This is a genomic window from Stenotrophomonas sp. SY1 (assembly GCF_021202945.1).
Taxonomy (GTDB): domain Bacteria; phylum Pseudomonadota; class Gammaproteobacteria; order Xanthomonadales; family Xanthomonadaceae; genus Stenotrophomonas.
Genome location: NZ_JAJOYR010000001.1, coordinates 907,575 through 922,563, shown reverse-complemented (window position 1 = coordinate 922,563; position 14,989 = coordinate 907,575). Strand labels below are relative to the sequence as shown.

The following is a 14,989-nucleotide window of genomic DNA, read 5'->3' as shown; positions in this document are numbered from 1 at the left end:
CCTCCCCGGCCTCATGGCATAGAATGCGCGCACTTTCGGGTGACCCACCGGCTTGCGCCGGCGGGTTGAAACGGGAAGCCGGTGCCGCGCACTGCTGGATCTCCAGCATGTCGCCATTCCGGCGCTGCCCCCGCAACGGTAAGCAGGACAAGGCCAGGCAACACCGCCACTGTGCAAGGCACGGGAAGGCGCCTGGTCGGAAGCAGCCATGCTGCTTCGCCTGCGAGTCCGGAGACCGGCCCGAAAGCCGACTGGTTGCGATGCGGAGGGCATGGCGGCGGCTGTGGCGCCGTGTGCGCGACCTCCGTCACTTCCCTCCCATGGCAGCCCAACCCATCCCCCTGCGCGGGAGCGCGCGGGTCCAGGAGCTTCCATGAAACTGCATCACCACACCCTTTCCCTCGCCCTGCTCGCCGCATTGCCGGCCGTTGCCGCCGCACAGGCGCCGACCACGCTGGACGACGTCACCGTCACCGCCACCCGCACCCCGGTTGCCCTCAAGGACAGCGTGGTGCCGGTGCAGCTGATCGACCGCGACCAGATCGACCGCAGCCAGGCCAACACCGTGCTGGAACTGCTGCGTGGCCGCGCCGGCCTGGATTTCGTCAACCAGGGCGGCACCGGCAAGATCACCTCGCTGTTCCTGCGCGGCACCAACTCCAACCAAGTGCTGGTGCTGGTGGACGGCGTGCGCGTGGGCTCGGCCACCACCGGCATGGCGGCATTGCAGGACCTGCCGGTTGACCAGATCGAGCGCGTTGAAATCGTGCGCGGCCCGCGTTCGAGCCTGTACGGCTCCGAAGCCATCGGCGGCGTGATCCAGATCTTCACCCGCACCGCCGGCCAGGGCCTGCAGCAGAACCTGTCGATCACTGCCGGCAGCAACAACCTGCGCCAGGCCAGCGCCGGCTTCAGCAACCGTGGCGAGCGCGGCTGGGTTTCGGCCCAGGGCGGCTACCAGAAGACCGACGGCATCAACGCCTGCCGCGGCACCGCCGCTGGCTGGGGCGCTGGCTGCTTTGCCGACGAGCCGGACCGTGATGGCTACCGCAACACCTCGATCAACGTCCGCGCCGGTTATGCACTGACCGACACGCTGAGCCTGGAAGGCCACGTGCTCAACGCCGACAGCTTCAACGAATACGACGGCAGCATCTTCGGTGGCAACGAAGCCGACAACGTCCAGCAGGTGTACGGCGGCAAGCTGGCATGGACCGCTTCGGATGCATTCCAGCTGACCGCACAGGTCGGCCGCAACCGCGACCAGGCTGACAACTACTTCGCCGCCAACGGCACCCGCACCTTCGCCAGCAATTTCGACACCCGTCGCGACACCGCCAGCGTGCAGGGCGACTTCCAGCTCGCCGAAGGCCAGCAGCTGACCGCCGGTGCCGACTGGCAGAACGACAAGGTCACCAGCTCCACCGCCTACGACATCGAGGACCGCGACAACCTCGGCGTGTTCGTCGAATACCAGGGCCAGTTCGGCGCGCACTCGCTGCAGGCCAGCGTACGCAACGATGACAACGAGCAGTTCGGCAACCACACCACCGGCAGCCTGGGTTACGGCTTCGCCTTCGGCAACGGCTTTCGCCTGACCGCCAGCGCCGGCACCGGCTTCAAGGCACCGACCTTCAACGACCTGTACTACCCGGGCTTCAGCAACCCGGACCTGAAGCCGGAAGAGTCCAAGAGCCTGAACATCGGCATCGCGCAGTACGCCGACAACTGGAACTGGACCTTCAACGCCTATGAAACCCGCGTGGACCAGCTGATCGGCTACGACAGCAATTTCGATCTGGTGAACGTGGCCGAAGCGCGCATCCGTGGTGCCGAACTGACCGGTTTCCTGTCGCTGGCCGGTTTCGACATCAATGCCCAGGCCAGTTTCACCGACCCGCGTGACCACACCTCCGGCAAGGCGACCTACGACAACCTGCTGGCCCGCCGTGCGCGCACCAGCGGCCGTCTGGACGTGGACAAGAGCTTCGGCCCGCTGCGTCTTGGCGTGACCGCTGCCGGCAGCGGCCACCGCTTCGACAACGCCGCCAACACGGTGCGTCTGGCCGGTTATGGTACCGTTGATCTGCGCGTTGAATACGCCATCAACGATGCCTGGAGCCTGCAGGCCAAGGCCGCCAACGTGTTCGACCGCGAGTACGAAACCGTTGCCTGGTACAACCAGCCGGGCCGCGAGTACCAGCTGACGCTGCGTTACCGCTCCAAGTGAAGTAACGAGCAATGAAAGATGCCCCGGTTCGCCGGGGCATTTTTTTCTGGAGCTGAGCCACGCTTCGCTGAGGCGTTACCGGCAAATCCCTTGCCGAGCATGGCTCGGCATTATCTAGCCCCAGCCGATCATTCGTCGCAAGGCACCACCAGCGGTACGCCGCGGGTGGGATGTTCGATCACCTGCACTGTCTGCCCGTAAACCCGCCCGATGATGTCGCGGGTCAGCACCGCGCGTGGTGCGCCATCGGCGGCGATGCGACCTTCGCACAGCATCACGATGCGGTCGGCATAGGCAGAGGCCAGGTTGAGGTCGTGCAGCACCACCACCACGCAGCGGCCCTGCCGGGCCAGTTCGCGGGCGCTGTGCAACGTGCGCTCCTGATGACGCAGATCCAGCGCGGCGGTGGGTTCATCCAGCAACAGCACCGGCGTGCGCTGCACCAGCGCGCGGGCCAGCGACGTACGTGCAGCCTCGCCACCAGACAGCGTCTGCACGTCGCGCTCCGACAAAGCGGTGACATCCACTTCGGCCATCGCCTGCGCGACGATATGCGCATCTTCTGCCGGGTTGGATGGATGCGGCAAACGCCCCATCGCCACCACTTCGCGCACGCTGAAGGCGAAACGCACCGCGTGATCCTGCGCCATCACCGCACGCTGCAACGCCAGTTCGCGCACCGGCCAATCGGCCAGTGCACGCCCCGACAACAACGCGCTGCCCCGGTCTGGCACGGCATCACCGGCCAACAACGCCAGCAACGTTGATTTGCCTGCACCATTGGGACCGACCAACGCGGTGAGCGTGCCCGCCTGCAGGCTCAGGTTCACCCCGGACAGCACCTGGCGGTTGCCACGCATCACCCCGGCGTTGCGCAGTTCCAGCAGCGGTGTGCTCATGCCGCCCCCCGGCCACGTTTGCGCAGCACCAGCCACAGGAAGAACGGCGCGCCCAAGGCCGCCGAGAACAGGCCCAGCGGGATTTCGGAAGGGGGATCAAGCGTGCGCGCGGCGGTATCGGCCACCACGATCAACAACGCACCGGTCACGCCCGACAGCGGCAGCAACCAGCGATGCCCCGGCCCAGCGAGCATGCGCACCAGGTGCGGCACCACCAGGCCAACAAAGCCAATGCTGCCGGCGAACGCCACCGCGGCGCCGACCAGCAACGCACTGAACACCACCAGCAACAAGCGCGTGCGCGCCACATCCAGGCCGATATGCCGCGCCTGGCGCTCGCCCAGTGCAAGCATGTCCAGCGGCGTGGCCAGCCGCCACAGCGCCAGCAGGCCGATCACGAACACCGGCGCTACTGCGGCCACATCGCTCCAGCTGGCCTGTGCCAGCGAGCCCATCTGCCAGAACACCAGCGATTGCAATTCGCTCTCGCTGGCGATGTAGGTCAGGAAGCCAACCGCCGCCGAGCAGGCCGCACCGATGGCGATGCCGACCAGCAGCAATGTGGCGGTGCCCTCACCGCGCCCGGGCCGCGCCAGCAGATAGATCAACGTGGTGGCACCAGCGCCACCGAGAAAGGCAGCGATGGGAATGAGCCAGGCGCCCAGCGTTCCGGCGCCAAGCACGATGGCGGCCACCGCACCCAGCGATGCGCCCTGACTGACGCCGACGATGCCCGGATCGGCCAGCGGGTTGCCGAACAATCCCTGCAAGGCGACACCGGCCATCGCCAGCGATGCGCCCACCAGCGCCCCCAGCAGCGCGCGCGGGATGCGCAGTTGCCAGACCACGCCCATGTCGCGGGCACTGATCGACGATGAATCAGCCAGCCCCAACTTCACCGCGATGGCCTGCAGCACGTCCGACGGCGGCAGCTTCAGCGGCCCGGTGCCGAAGGACAACAGCACCGCCGCCAGCAGCACCGCCAGCAACATCCACAACAACAGCGCGCCGTTGGGCCGCCGCACCTGCCCGGACATCATTGGCGCGGCAATTCCGCCAAGGCCTGCGCCAATGCCAACGCACCGGCACCGGAGCCCACGCTGGTGGACTTCAGTTCGATATCCGGCATCACCCACACGCGATTGGCGGTGCCGGCCGGGGTGTGCCTGAGCGTCGGATAGGCCTTCCACAAGCCGGCTTCACCGCCGAACAGGCGCAGGTCGTTCTCGGTCACCAGGATCACCTCTGGTGCCGCTGCCACCACGCCTTCATTGCTGAGCTGGGAGTAGTTCGCCACGCCGGCTTCCTCACCAATGTTGATGCCACCGGCAATGCTGATGAGCTGGTTGGCGGCACTGTCGGCGCCGGCAACGGTCGGCAAACCGCCGGCGCCACTGGCCGACAACGCGATCACGCGCGGACGATGTGCCTGTCCGCTGGCGATGGCAGCAGCCTGATCCAGCTGCGCCTGCACCTTGGAAGCCAGTTGCCGACCCTGCGACGACAGCCCGACGGCTTCAGCCACCTTGCGCACCTTGTCCGGCGAGGCTTGCAGATCGTCGATCACCACCGCGGCATGACCCGTCGCACGCAGGCGTTCGGCCAGCACTGCGTGGCGGCGCAGGCTGTTGCCCAGGAACAGGCTGCCTTCCAGGCTGAGCACGCCTTCCACGCCGGTGGTGCGGTTGAACAGGAAGTGCTTCTTTGCCGCCTTGCCCGCTGCCGTTGCCGAGCGCTCCGGTGCGGCGTAGACATTGCCGGACAAGCCCAGTGCCTCAAGCACCGCGATCACGTCATCGCCACCGGCAATGATGCGGCTGATGTCGCTCACTTCGACATCGGCGCCGTCGTCCGAATGCACCTTGGCCGGCAGCTGCGCCGTGCCCGCCTCCACCTGCGGCACGTCCTGTCCGGCCACGCGCTTCCAACCCTGCGGCAGCGCGGCGGCATCCACGTACGCGGCAGCGGCGGTCACCCGTGCAGGCGTTGCCTGTTCCGGTGTGGGCGCACGCTCGCAACCGGCGCCGAGCAGAGCCAGCATCAGGCCGATGCCCGTCGGCAATGCGGTGGTGGTTTTCATCATGGTCTCCTCGACGGTTGCGGTTGCCGGCGCTCAATGCTGCGGCGGACCCTTCATGGCAATGCGGGAGATGCCGTTGCCGGCACCTCCCGCTCGAACTGACAGCACCACGTGCAGACGTGGCGATTACTGCTTCGGTACGAAACGGGTGATGCGGTCACCCTTGGCATCGTCGGCACCGCGCGACTTGTTGATCGCGAACATCACCGTGTCCGGCCCCTTGCTGACGTGGTTCGGGTAGGTGCCACCATCCAGATTGGCCACGATGCTGCCGGCCTCATCGACCACGGTCACCGTGCCGGCGGCACGGTTGCTGACGTAGGCCAGCCGCGTGGACGGGCTGTAGGACACGTTCAACGCACCGGCGCCGACGTACACGTCGTGCTCGACCTTGCCGCTTTCCGGATCGACGATGAGCAGGTTGTCACTGCCCTGCGAGACCACCAGCAGACGCTTGGCCAGCGGGTTCCAGGCCACGCCGATGGCATCGCGTGCGCCAGCCAGCGGGAACACCTTTTCCACCTTGCCGCTGACGCCATCGATCACCGCCGCTTCGGCCACGCCCAGGCTCACCGTGTAGATCCTGCCGGTGGCCGGATCGATATCCAGGCTGGTCGGGGTGAAGGTCTCACCGCGCTTGCTGGATGCGATGGTGATGTTGTCCAGCTGCTGCAGCGTGCGCGTGTCGAACACGCTGATGAAGTCCGCACCGGTGGCCGACACGTAGGCGCGGTTGTGCTGCGGATCGATCACCACGTCACGCGAATGCGACACCGCACCGACCGGGAACTGCTTGACCAACGCCAGATCCGACTGCCGGTACACGGCCACCGTGTCTTGGCGGGTGTTGGTCACCCAGACATTGCCATTGGCGTCATCCACGCCGACGCCGTACACGGCGAACAGGTTGCCGTCGTTGCCCGGCGCGGCCTGCGGCGATACGCGGGCGATGACCTGCAGGGTTTCCGGGTCCACCTTGAGCAGTTCGGACTGCTTCACCGGCGGGCGACCGACCGCACTGGTCACGAACGCGGCCTTGCTCTTCGGGCTGTACGCCACCTGGTACAGGCCCTGCGCCAGCTTGTTGCTGGCCGCCTGGATGCGCTCCTGCCCGGACAGCGGCACATCGCGCGAGACCTTCAGCTCGAAGATCGACGCCGCATCCGGGCCGCTGGCGCGCACCACGATCGGCTGCTGGCCCGGCACCGCGTCGGCAGGAACCGCCAGCTTGCCGGTGAACTTGCCTTCGCCGTCGGCCACGTAGGGCTGTGCGTTGAGCACGCTGTCACCGCGCAGCAGCGTCACCTTCTGGCCGGGCTTGAAGCCACTGCCTTCGAGGCCGGTTTCGCCGCCCGGCAGCACGACCGGTGCGGTGGCACGCACGCTGCCCTTGAAATCGTTGTCAGGCTGGCCGAACACCTGCGCGCCGGCGATGCCGGTAGCCAGCAGCAGGGCCAGGCCGAGTACGGCCGGGCGTGGGGAACGGGAATGGGAACGAATGACCGTCATGGCGCTTTACCTCATCATTGGATGCATGCCCTCGGCATGCAGTTGGGGGGTTTGCCTGGGCCATGACGCGGCCTGGGTAATTCACATGCAGATGGGCGCGCGGCCCATCGTGTTTGATCGCCGGAATCAGCCGGCCGCAACGATGCGGCACACGCGGATCGCAGTCGTTTGGATCATGGTCTTCTGGATCACGGACGCGGCTCGCCACTGCGGTCGCGGATGCCGCCGACCAGGTGCAGCGTGCGCATCAGCGAGGCACGGAACATCGGGCCATGGCTGAGTCCGTTGAACTCGATGTAGTCGGTCTCCAGCCCCGGCACCTGCTTCAAGCGCACGCCCAGCTCGGCCGCCGCACCCGACGGCGCACCCGAAACACGCTTGAGGTGGGCCAGCACGCGCGGATTGCTCATGTCGCGATTGCTGAAGTCCGGCGCGCGCTCACCGCCGCCGAGCATCAGCAGCAACCGCGCCCGATGGCCGGCGTTGTTGGCGATGAACTGCTGCTCCGGCGCGCCGAGCATGGCACCCTGCTTCCACCACAACGAAGGACTGGCCGCCGCGTAGGTCTGGAAGGCTCCGGCACGGCTGTACAAGGTGTGCAGCACGAACAGGCCACCCAGCGAGTGGCCCCACAGCGTCTGCCGGCCAGCATCGAGCGCGGCGCGGCGCGCCACTTCCGGGCGGATCTGGCGTTCCAGCGTTTCCAGGAATGCATCGGCACCGCCACCGATCACCGCACCGTTTTCCGATTCATCGGCGACCAGCGTGTAATCGCGGGTGCGTGCCGGTGAATCGATGCGCAACTGGTTGTCATAGCCGACGAACACCAGCAGGCTCGGCGTGGTCTGCGCCAGCTCTTCCAACACGCTGTCGTCGAACTCGATCAAGGCCGCATTGCCGTCGAGCATCCAGATCGCCGGGAAACCGGCGGCCGGCGCCTTGCCGGTGGGAATGCCCAGATTGACCCGCCAACGACGGCTGCCGTCCTGGCTGGTCACCACGAAGCGCTCGAACCGGTAATGCGCGGACGTGCGCTCGGCCACCGTCTCACCGATGGCCTGCGCCGGGTTGCGCTGTTGTGCCATCAACGCCGGCGAAGCCAGCAGCCCCACCATTCCCACAACCGCCATGGCCATCGTCGCCATGGCGCGGCCAATCACGCCGCGCATGCCCTTGTTCATCGCTGTATTCCCGTCAGAAACCGACCGTCAGGTTGACCCAGTAGCTGCGACCGGGCTCGTTGTAGGTGTCGGCGCCCGCACCGGTGGCGCTGGTGCTGGTGGTGCCTTCGCGGAACAGGCGCTTGTCGAACAGGTTGTTGATGCCGCCGCCCACGCGCACCTTGGGCGTGATGCGGTACTGGCCGGCCAGGCTCCACAGGTCATAGGCCGCGCGCGTATCCGGCGGCAGCACCGCACCGGTGGTGCTCGACTGCGTGGCCGACTCCTGCTTGCCGTAGAACGTGCCGGTCAGCATGAACGACAGCTGCGCGTTCACCTGCCAATCCAGGAAGGTGTTGATGGTGTACTCGGGAATGATCGACAGCGGCTGGTCGGTGGTCTTGTCGACGTTCTCGATCATCCAGGTGACGTTGGTATTCCACGACAGCACATCACCACCGCCAACCAGCGGCACCTTCAGGTTGCCCTCGACGCCGCGGATGATGGCTTCCGGCGCGTTGGTCCACTGGAACACCTGGCCCTTGGTGTCGTTGGTCACGCCGATGCGTTCCTGGCCAGCGACGATCTTGTCCTTGTAGTCGTTGTGGAAATAGGTGACCGACGCGTGCCAACCGCTGTCCGGCGCCCACTCCACGCCGATTTCCTTGTTGATGCTGGTTTCCGGGTCAAGGTCGGCATTACCCATCACGTAGCAGCCCGAGCCCATGTTCGGGCTCAGCACCGGGCAACCGTTGCCGCGCGTGTAGTACAGGTAATCCGGGTTGGCCTGGTACAGGTTCGGCGCCTTGAACGCACGCGCGATGCCGCCCTTGATCGCCCAGTCCTGGGCCAGCTTGAACTGCACGTTGAGGCTGGGGCTGACGTTGTTGCCGAACTGCGAATGGTGATCGAAGCGCACGCCCGGCGTCACCGTCCAGCGATCACCCAGGTACAGGTTGTCCTCGACGAACACTGCGGCGAACTGCTGGTCGCTCTTGCCGGTGCGGGTACCGGTGTAGCCGGGGATGCCGCCACCGCTGGTGGAGCTTTGCGTGACCGAGTACGGGTCATCCAGCTTCATGTCGCGGTATTCAAAGCCCAGCGTCGCCACCTGCTCGATACCGCCCCAGTTCAACGGCACGTTGATCTCGCCGTCCACGCGCGCGGAGGTCAGCTCGGAGGTGGAGAAGGTTGCGCCTTCGGTGATGGAGCCTTCCGGACCACCGGCCAAGCCTTCGTTGAGGCGCGTGTTGTCGGTGTCTTCATAGGCGGCAGTGATGCGCGAAGTGCCCCAGTCGTAGCTGCCGCGATGGGTCAGGCCGAAGGAGCGGCGCAGCATCACGTTGGTCTCGGCACCGTACAAGTTGTTCAGGCGTTGGAAGCCGTCACCGCTGACGCCGCGCTCGCCGGAGTAGATGTTGCCCTGGCGGCTGACGCTGGCATCCAGTTCCAGCACGTGGTTGTCATTGATGTCGTAACGCAGCAGGCCGCTGATGTCGCGGTTGCGCACGCCTTCACGGCCCGCCGGCGGTGTCACGCCGGTGGCGAACTCTTCGTTGAGCTCCAGCGCATCGGGATCGGTCTTGTTGACGTTGCCGAACAGGCGGAACGAGAGCTGCTCGCTCAACGGGCCGGACAACTGGAAACCAACACGCTCGCTGTCGCCTTCGTCGCTGTGTTCGACCTGGCTGCCGTACAGCGTGAGCGAGCCGGTCAGGTCACCGGTCGGCTTCTTGGTGATGATGTTGACCACGCCACCGGACGCGCCGGAACCGTAACGCGCTGCTGCCGGGCCGCGCAGTACTTCGATGCGCTCCACCGCTTCGGCCGGCACCCAGTTGCTGTCGCCACGGCTGTTGCGTTCACCGCTGCGGCCCATGCGCACCGAGTCGCGCGAGCTCACCGGGCGGCCGTCGATCAGGATCAGCGTGTTCTCCGGACCCATGCCGCGGATGTCGATCTGGCGGAAGTTGCCGTAAGCGCCGGAGGCAGTGTTGCCGGTCAGGTTGATGCCCGGCATGCGGCGGATCACTTCGGACAGGTCATTGGCCGGCGGCAGGCGTTCCAGGTCCACCGAGGTGATCACCGAGGTACCCAGTGCCTGGCGCGCGATCTGCTCGGCGGTCACATGCACGGTGTCGATGTCGGTGGCTGCGGGGGCGCCTTCGGCGGCCACCGGGCCTGCGATCAATGCGGACAGGGCCAGGGCAACGGCAAGCGGGCGGCGACGGGACAACAGGACACGCGCGGGCAACCGCGACGAAGAACGACGGGACATGGCAAAGCCTCTCGACAGTGGGGGTGCGAACCTCTGGCGAACGGCTTGAGGTACGGCAGGTATCGATTGCAGCGACCGGGATCAGGCACCAGTCCACTGCGGATTGGCCGCATTCTACACTAAATGATAATGATTATTACTAACTTTAAGGCGCGACAAAGCGCCGCACGGCAGAGAGAGCGCGGCCATGCGGCGCTGGATTACCTATGAAGTACCTTGCCGAGCATGGCTCGGCACTACCGGCCGGTTATGCGATGTGGCCCAACAGCTCCGGCAACACATCGATCACCGCCACTGCATCGGCGGCATCCAGATCCAGGTCGCGCGGATAGCCGTAGCGCACCAGCACGATCGGCATGCCTGCGTTGTTGGCTGCGTGCAGATCGGTCGCCGAATCACCCACCATCAGGCAGGCCTGCACTGGCTGACCAAGCAAGGCGGCGACGTGCTGCAGCGGTTCCGCGGATGGCTTGCGCTGCGGCAGCGAATCACCGCCGATGATGTGCGCGAAGAACGCGGCGATGCCCAGGTGCTCCAGCAATGGCGGCACCAGGGCCACGGGCTTGTTGGTGCAGATCGCCATCGGCAGGCCGCGCAGCTGCAATGCGTGCAGCGTTTCGGTCACGCCGTCGTACAGGCGCGGACTGCGCAGCAGGCAGTCGTGGTAGTGACGCATGAAAGTCGGCATCACGGTGTCCAGCGTGCGGTCACTGCCGGCGTGGCGCAACGCGGTGGCAACTAGGTTGCGCACGCCCTCGCCGATCCAGCTGCGCACCGTGGCTTCGCTCACGCGTGGCAGTGCAAGGTCTTCAAGCGTGCGGTTCACCGCTTCGGCAATGTCACCGGCACTGTCCACCAGGGTGCCATCCAGATCAAAAACCACTGCCGACGTTGCCAAGGCGTTACTCCGTTTGCGTGAAGCGGGGCATTGTAGCTGGGGGCTGCGGCGCAGCTGCTTGCATGAAGAAGTTCCTCCCCTCTCCCCACCCCCTCTCCCGCAAGGGGAGAGGGGCTTTGAAAGCGGAGACGGCAAGCAGTGCTTCAACTCAAAGCGCACTGAGCCCCTCTCCCCTCGCGGGGCGAAGCGGGCTGTTCGCGAACCATTGGTTCGCAGCCCCTTGAGCGCCCTTGCGCCAGCGCAAGGGCCGGGGCGCGGAGCGGGGGCTGGGGAGAGGGGGAAGCTTGTGGGGCACTTCAATCAACACCGCACTTCAAGCGTCAGTGCCCGCGAAACAGATCCCCCTGCACCATCACATCCTCACGATCGCGAAAACCCGACAGCCCCACGCCCACCAGCCGATACAAGGTCTCCGCCGGCAGCTGCACGCGCTGGCACAGCGCCAGGGCGATATCGCGCAACTCCTCCACCGATGACGGCGGCGCGTCCGGCGTGAAGCTGCGGGTAAGGATGCGGAACTGCGCGGTCTTGAGCTTGAGCACCACCGTATGCCCCACCCGCTCGGTGCGGCCGGCCGCACGCCAGGTCCGCTCCGCAAGCTGCGTGATCATTTCATCGAACGCACCCAGTGGCAGGTCCTCGGCAAAGGTGTCCTCCGAGGAAATCGACTGCACCGGCTGATCCGGCTCCACTGGTCGCTCATCGATACCGCGCGCACGCCGGTAAAGGCTGCCACCAAAGCTGCCGAACAACGCTTCCAATTGCTCCAGCGGCAGCGCTCGCAGGTCGCCCACGGTCGCGATGCTCAACGCCGACAGCTTTCCGGCCATCACTTTGCCCACGCCCGGTATGCGGCCGACCGGCAACGGCGTCAGGAACTGCTCCACCTTCGACGGCGGCACCACGAACTGGCCATCGGGCTTGCGCCAGTCCGAGGCCACCTTGGCCAGGAACTTGTTGGGGGCGATGCCGGCCGAGGCGGTAAGCCCGGTGGTCTCGCGGATCTGCGCGCGGATGGTGCGGGCGATCTCGGTGGCGATGCCATCACAGGTCGGTGAATCGGTCACGTCCAGGTAGGCCTCGTCCAGCGAAAGCGGCTCCACCAGCGGGGTGTGCTGCAGGAAAATCTCGCGGATCTGCCGCGAGACCGCCTTGTAGCGGGCGAAGTCCGGCGGCACGAAGATCGCGTCCGGGCACAGCCGCTCGGCCCGCAGCGCCGGCATCGCCGAGCGCACACCAAAGGTGCGCGCTTCATAGGACGCGGCACAGACCACCGAGCGGGCGCCCTTCCAGGCCACCACCACCGGCTTTCCGCGCAATTGGGGGTCATCGCGCTGCTCCACGGACGCATAGAAGGCGTCCATGTCGACATGGATGATCTTGCGAAGCTGGGCCACGACAACAGTCCGAAACGGTCGCCAACATGATAGCTGTTGTCGCTAAATGCACACTTGTCCTCACAATTGTGCAATTCAATATCGTCGATAAAAGCCGCCGAACGGCAGCGAACTGCGTCGAACATACGCCGCCGTCCAGTGAAAACATTTGATTGAACGCAGGTGCTGACGCATGCTCGGCGGCTCGTTCCTGGCTTTGGATTACCCCCGGATGACCCGTCTGCACTCGTTCTCCCGCGACCAGCTGCTGGCCAGCGCGCGTGGCGAACTCTTCGGCCCCAACAAGGGCCGCCTGCCCAACGACCCGATGCTGATGTTCGACCGCATCACCGACATCCGCGAGGACGGTGGCGCACATGGCAAGGGGCTGATCCGGGCCGAACTCGACATCACTCCGGACCTGTGGTTCTTCGGTTGCCACTTCATCGGCGACCCGGTGATGCCCGGCTGCCTGGGCCTGGACGCGATGTGGCAGCTCACCGGCTTCTACCTGACCTGGCTGGGTGCCGAAGGCCGTGGCCGCGCCCTGGGCTGTGGCGAGGTCAAGTTCACCGGCCAGGTGCTGCCCAGCGCCAAGCTGGTGCAGTACGAAATCGATGTCTCGCGCGTGATCAACCGCAAGCTGGTGATGGCGCAGACCGACGCCCGCATGCTGGTGGACGGCCGTGAGATCTACACCGCCAAGGACCTGCGCGTGGGTCTGTTCACTTCTACCGAGAGCTTCTGATGCGTCGTGTCGTCATTACCGGCATGGGCATCACGTCCTGCCTTGGCAACGATCTGGATACCGTTTCCAGCGCCCTGCGTGATGGCCGTCCCGGCATCGTCGCGGCCCCCGACCACGCCGAAGCCGGCCTGCGCAGCCAGGTCACCGGCACGGTGCAGCTGGACATCGAGGCGCAGGTGGACCGCAAGCTCAAGCGCTTCATGAGCGATGCGGCCGCCTACAGCTACATCGCCATGCGCGATGCGATCGCCGATGCCGGCCTGGAAGAAACCCAGGTCAGCAATCCGCGTACCGGCCTGATCGCCGGCTCCGGCGGTGGCTCCAGCGAATGGCAGGTGGAAGCGGCGGACCTGCTGCGCAACCGTGGCGTGCGCAAGGTGGGCCCGTACATGGTGCCGCGCACGATGTGCTCGACCGTGTCTGCCAACCTGGCCACCGCGTTCAGCATCAAGGGCCTGAGCTACTCGCTGTCGGCTGCGTGCGCCACCTCGGCGCATTGCATCGGCGCGGCGGCGGACCTGATCCGTCACGGCGCGCAGGACGTGATGTTCGCCGGCGGCGGCGAAGACCTGCATTGGTCGATGAGCGTGATGTTCGATGCGATGGGCGCGTTGTCCACCAGCTTCAATGAAACCCCGGCCACCGCCTCGCGTCCGTACGACGCCAACCGCGACGGCTTCGTCATCGCTGGCGGCGGCGGCATGTTGGTGCTGGAGGACTACGACCACGCCATCGCGCGCGGTGCCAGGATCTATGCCGAACTGGTCGGCTACGGCGTCACCTCCGACGGTGCCGACATGGTCGCCCCGTCCGGTGAAGGCGCGGTGCGCTGCATGAAGATGGCCATGGCCACGGTTGATCGCCCGATCGACTACCTCAACACCCACGGCACCTCCACGCCGCTGGGCGATGTGACCGAGCTGGGCGCGGTGCGCGAAGTGTTCGGCGACGCGGTGCCACCGCTGTCCTCGACCAAGGCACTGTCGGGCCACTCGCTGGGCGCTGCCAGCGTGCACGAGGCGATCTTCTGCCTGCTGATGATGCGCGACGGCTTCATGGCCGGCTCGGCCAACATCGAGACGCTGGACGAACGTGCCGAAGGCTTCCCGATCCTGCGCCAGACGCAGGACGCCAAGCTGGACACGGTGATGTCCAACAGCTTCGGCTTCGGCGGCACCAATGCCACGCTGATCTTCGGCCGGGTGTGATGCCTGGTTGAGATCTAGGTTGATGCAAACAAGAACAGCCGCGAAAGCGGTTGTTCTTGTATCTGCGCATGCGTGATGGTCGCAATGTAGGAGCGGCGTAAGCCGCGAAGCTGATGAAGTGCCAGATCGCAGAGATCCGTGGCTGCTGAAACAGCTCCGGCTTCGCGGCTTACGCCGCTCCTACAAAAGCCGGGTCAACCACCTGGCCGCGCGGTCTCGATCACCACGCCCATGTCCTTGCCTGCATCGGCCAGCCGCACACGCTTGCCGTCGCTCTTGGCGACGAGGTAATCGGCCGCTACCCAACCGCTCTTGCCACCGGCACGCACATTGCACCACTGCAGGTCATCCAGGCAGCGCTGCACTTCCACCGTGGTGCCCACGGGCAGCACCGCCAGGCGCTCGGCACGCTGGTCGGGGGCACTGCGAAGATTCAGGCCATTGCTGACCTGTGCGGCAGGTTCGTTGATGCGCGGTTGGAACCACAGAACCGCACCAATGATGGCCGCGCAGGCTGCAATGCGGGTAATGAGCCGGGGCATGTGATCAGGACTGGGGGAAATCGTGCCCTAGCTTGATCCTCAACACCCCGGCTGACCAGCC

Annotated in this window: 12 protein-coding genes and 1 riboswitch; of the genes, 3 read left to right on the top strand and 9 right to left on the bottom strand. The window is 66.0% G+C overall.

What is annotated here, in order from left to right; genetic code table 11:
- Positions 1–20 precede the first annotated feature (20 nt).
- Positions 21–259: riboswitch (cobalamin riboswitch) on the top strand.
- A gap of 114 nt (positions 260–373) precedes the next feature.
- On the top strand, positions 374–2,230 hold the full coding sequence (gene btuB, locus LR961_RS03615) for a TonB-dependent vitamin B12 receptor (protein ID WP_232147087.1): 1,857 nt from the start codon (positions 374–376) through the stop codon (positions 2,228–2,230).
- Positions 2,231–2,358: 128 nt separating this feature from the next.
- On the opposite strand, the gene LR961_RS03610 is transcribed toward btuB, so the two are convergent.
- The 8 genes from LR961_RS03610 to dinB all read right to left on the bottom strand — a co-directional run bounded on the left by LR961_RS03610 (position 2,359) and on the right by dinB (position 12,451).
- Positions 2,359–3,129 (bottom strand): heme ABC transporter ATP-binding protein, encoded by a 771-nt coding sequence (locus LR961_RS03610; protein ID WP_232147086.1) that lies wholly within the window; start codon positions 3,127–3,129, stop codon positions 2,359–2,361.
- Complete coding sequence (locus LR961_RS03605) at positions 3,126–4,166, bottom strand: iron ABC transporter permease (protein ID WP_232149176.1); 1,041 nt, start codon at positions 4,164–4,166, stop codon at positions 3,126–3,128. The genes LR961_RS03610 and LR961_RS03605 overlap by 4 nt, the downstream gene beginning before the upstream one ends.
- Positions 4,166–5,170, bottom strand: coding sequence for an ABC transporter substrate-binding protein (locus LR961_RS03600; protein WP_332311028.1), 1,005 nt, complete (start codon positions 5,168–5,170; stop codon positions 4,166–4,168). Before LR961_RS03600 ends, LR961_RS03605 begins: the two co-directional genes overlap by 1 nt.
- A gap of 165 nt (positions 5,171–5,335) precedes the next feature.
- Positions 5,336–6,718, bottom strand: a complete 1,383-nt coding sequence (locus LR961_RS03595) for an ATP-binding protein (RefSeq protein WP_232147084.1) — start codon at positions 6,716–6,718, stop codon at positions 5,336–5,338.
- A gap of 188 nt (positions 6,719–6,906) precedes the next feature.
- Positions 6,907–7,899, bottom strand: a complete 993-nt coding sequence (locus LR961_RS03590) for an alpha/beta hydrolase-fold protein (RefSeq protein WP_232147083.1) — start codon at positions 7,897–7,899, stop codon at positions 6,907–6,909.
- Between the two features lie 13 nt (positions 7,900–7,912).
- Positions 7,913–10,156: a TonB-dependent siderophore receptor gene (locus tag LR961_RS03585; protein WP_232147082.1), complete on the bottom strand. Its 2,244-nt coding sequence runs from the start codon at positions 10,154–10,156 to the stop codon at positions 7,913–7,915.
- A gap of 247 nt (positions 10,157–10,403) precedes the next feature.
- Complete coding sequence (gene gph / locus LR961_RS03580) at positions 10,404–11,054, bottom strand: phosphoglycolate phosphatase (RefSeq protein WP_232147081.1); 651 nt, start codon at positions 11,052–11,054, stop codon at positions 10,404–10,406.
- 320 nt (positions 11,055–11,374) lie between these two features.
- The gene (dinB, locus tag LR961_RS03575; protein WP_232147080.1) at positions 11,375–12,451 is read right to left on the bottom strand and encodes a DNA polymerase IV; all 1,077 of its coding nucleotides are present in this window, start codon (positions 12,449–12,451) and stop codon (positions 11,375–11,377) included.
- Positions 12,452–12,662: 211 nt separating this feature from the next.
- On the opposite strand from dinB, the gene fabA reads away from it, so the two are divergent.
- Both fabA and fabB read left to right on the top strand, forming a co-directional pair.
- Entirely contained in the window at positions 12,663–13,178 is a 516-nt protein-coding gene (gene fabA, locus LR961_RS03570; RefSeq protein ID WP_232147075.1) for a 3-hydroxyacyl-[acyl-carrier-protein] dehydratase FabA, read from the top strand.
- Positions 13,178–14,386: a beta-ketoacyl-ACP synthase I gene (gene fabB / locus LR961_RS03565; RefSeq protein ID WP_232147073.1), complete on the top strand. Its 1,209-nt coding sequence runs from the start codon at positions 13,178–13,180 to the stop codon at positions 14,384–14,386. The genes fabA and fabB overlap by 1 nt, the downstream gene beginning before the upstream one ends.
- A 194-nt stretch (positions 14,387–14,580) precedes the next feature.
- Here fabB and LR961_RS03560 read toward each other — a convergent pair whose 3' ends face one another.
- On the bottom strand, positions 14,581–14,928 hold the full coding sequence (locus LR961_RS03560) for an SH3 domain-containing protein (RefSeq protein ID WP_232147072.1): 348 nt from the start codon (positions 14,926–14,928) through the stop codon (positions 14,581–14,583).
- Positions 14,929–14,989 lie beyond the last annotated feature (61 nt).

Coding starts and splice junctions, on each gene's coding strand:
- LR961_RS03585 (WP_232147082.1), bottom strand. CDS start 10,156: ATGTCCCGTCGTTCTTCGTCGCGGTTGCCCGCGCGTGTCCTGTTGTCC.
- fabB (WP_232147073.1), top strand. CDS start 13,178: ATGCGTCGTGTCGTCATTACCGGCATGGGCATCACGTCCTGCCTTGGC.
- LR961_RS03605 (WP_232149176.1), bottom strand. CDS start 4,166: ATGTCCGGGCAGGTGCGGCGGCCCAACGGCGCGCTGTTGTTGTGGATG.
- LR961_RS03560 (WP_232147072.1), bottom strand. CDS start 14,928: ATGCCCCGGCTCATTACCCGCATTGCAGCCTGCGCGGCCATCATTGGT.
- btuB (WP_232147087.1), top strand. CDS start 374: ATGAAACTGCATCACCACACCCTTTCCCTCGCCCTGCTCGCCGCATTG.
- LR961_RS03595 (WP_232147084.1), bottom strand. CDS start 6,718: ATGACGGTCATTCGTTCCCATTCCCGTTCCCCACGCCCGGCCGTACTC.
- LR961_RS03610 (WP_232147086.1), bottom strand. CDS start 3,129: ATGAGCACACCGCTGCTGGAACTGCGCAACGCCGGGGTGATGCGTGGC.
- LR961_RS03600 (WP_332311028.1), bottom strand. CDS start 5,170: ATGCTGGCTCTGCTCGGCGCCGGTTGCGAGCGTGCGCCCACACCGGAA.
- LR961_RS03590 (WP_232147083.1), bottom strand. CDS start 7,899: ATGAACAAGGGCATGCGCGGCGTGATTGGCCGCGCCATGGCGACGATG.
- fabA (WP_232147075.1), top strand. CDS start 12,663: ATGACCCGTCTGCACTCGTTCTCCCGCGACCAGCTGCTGGCCAGCGCG.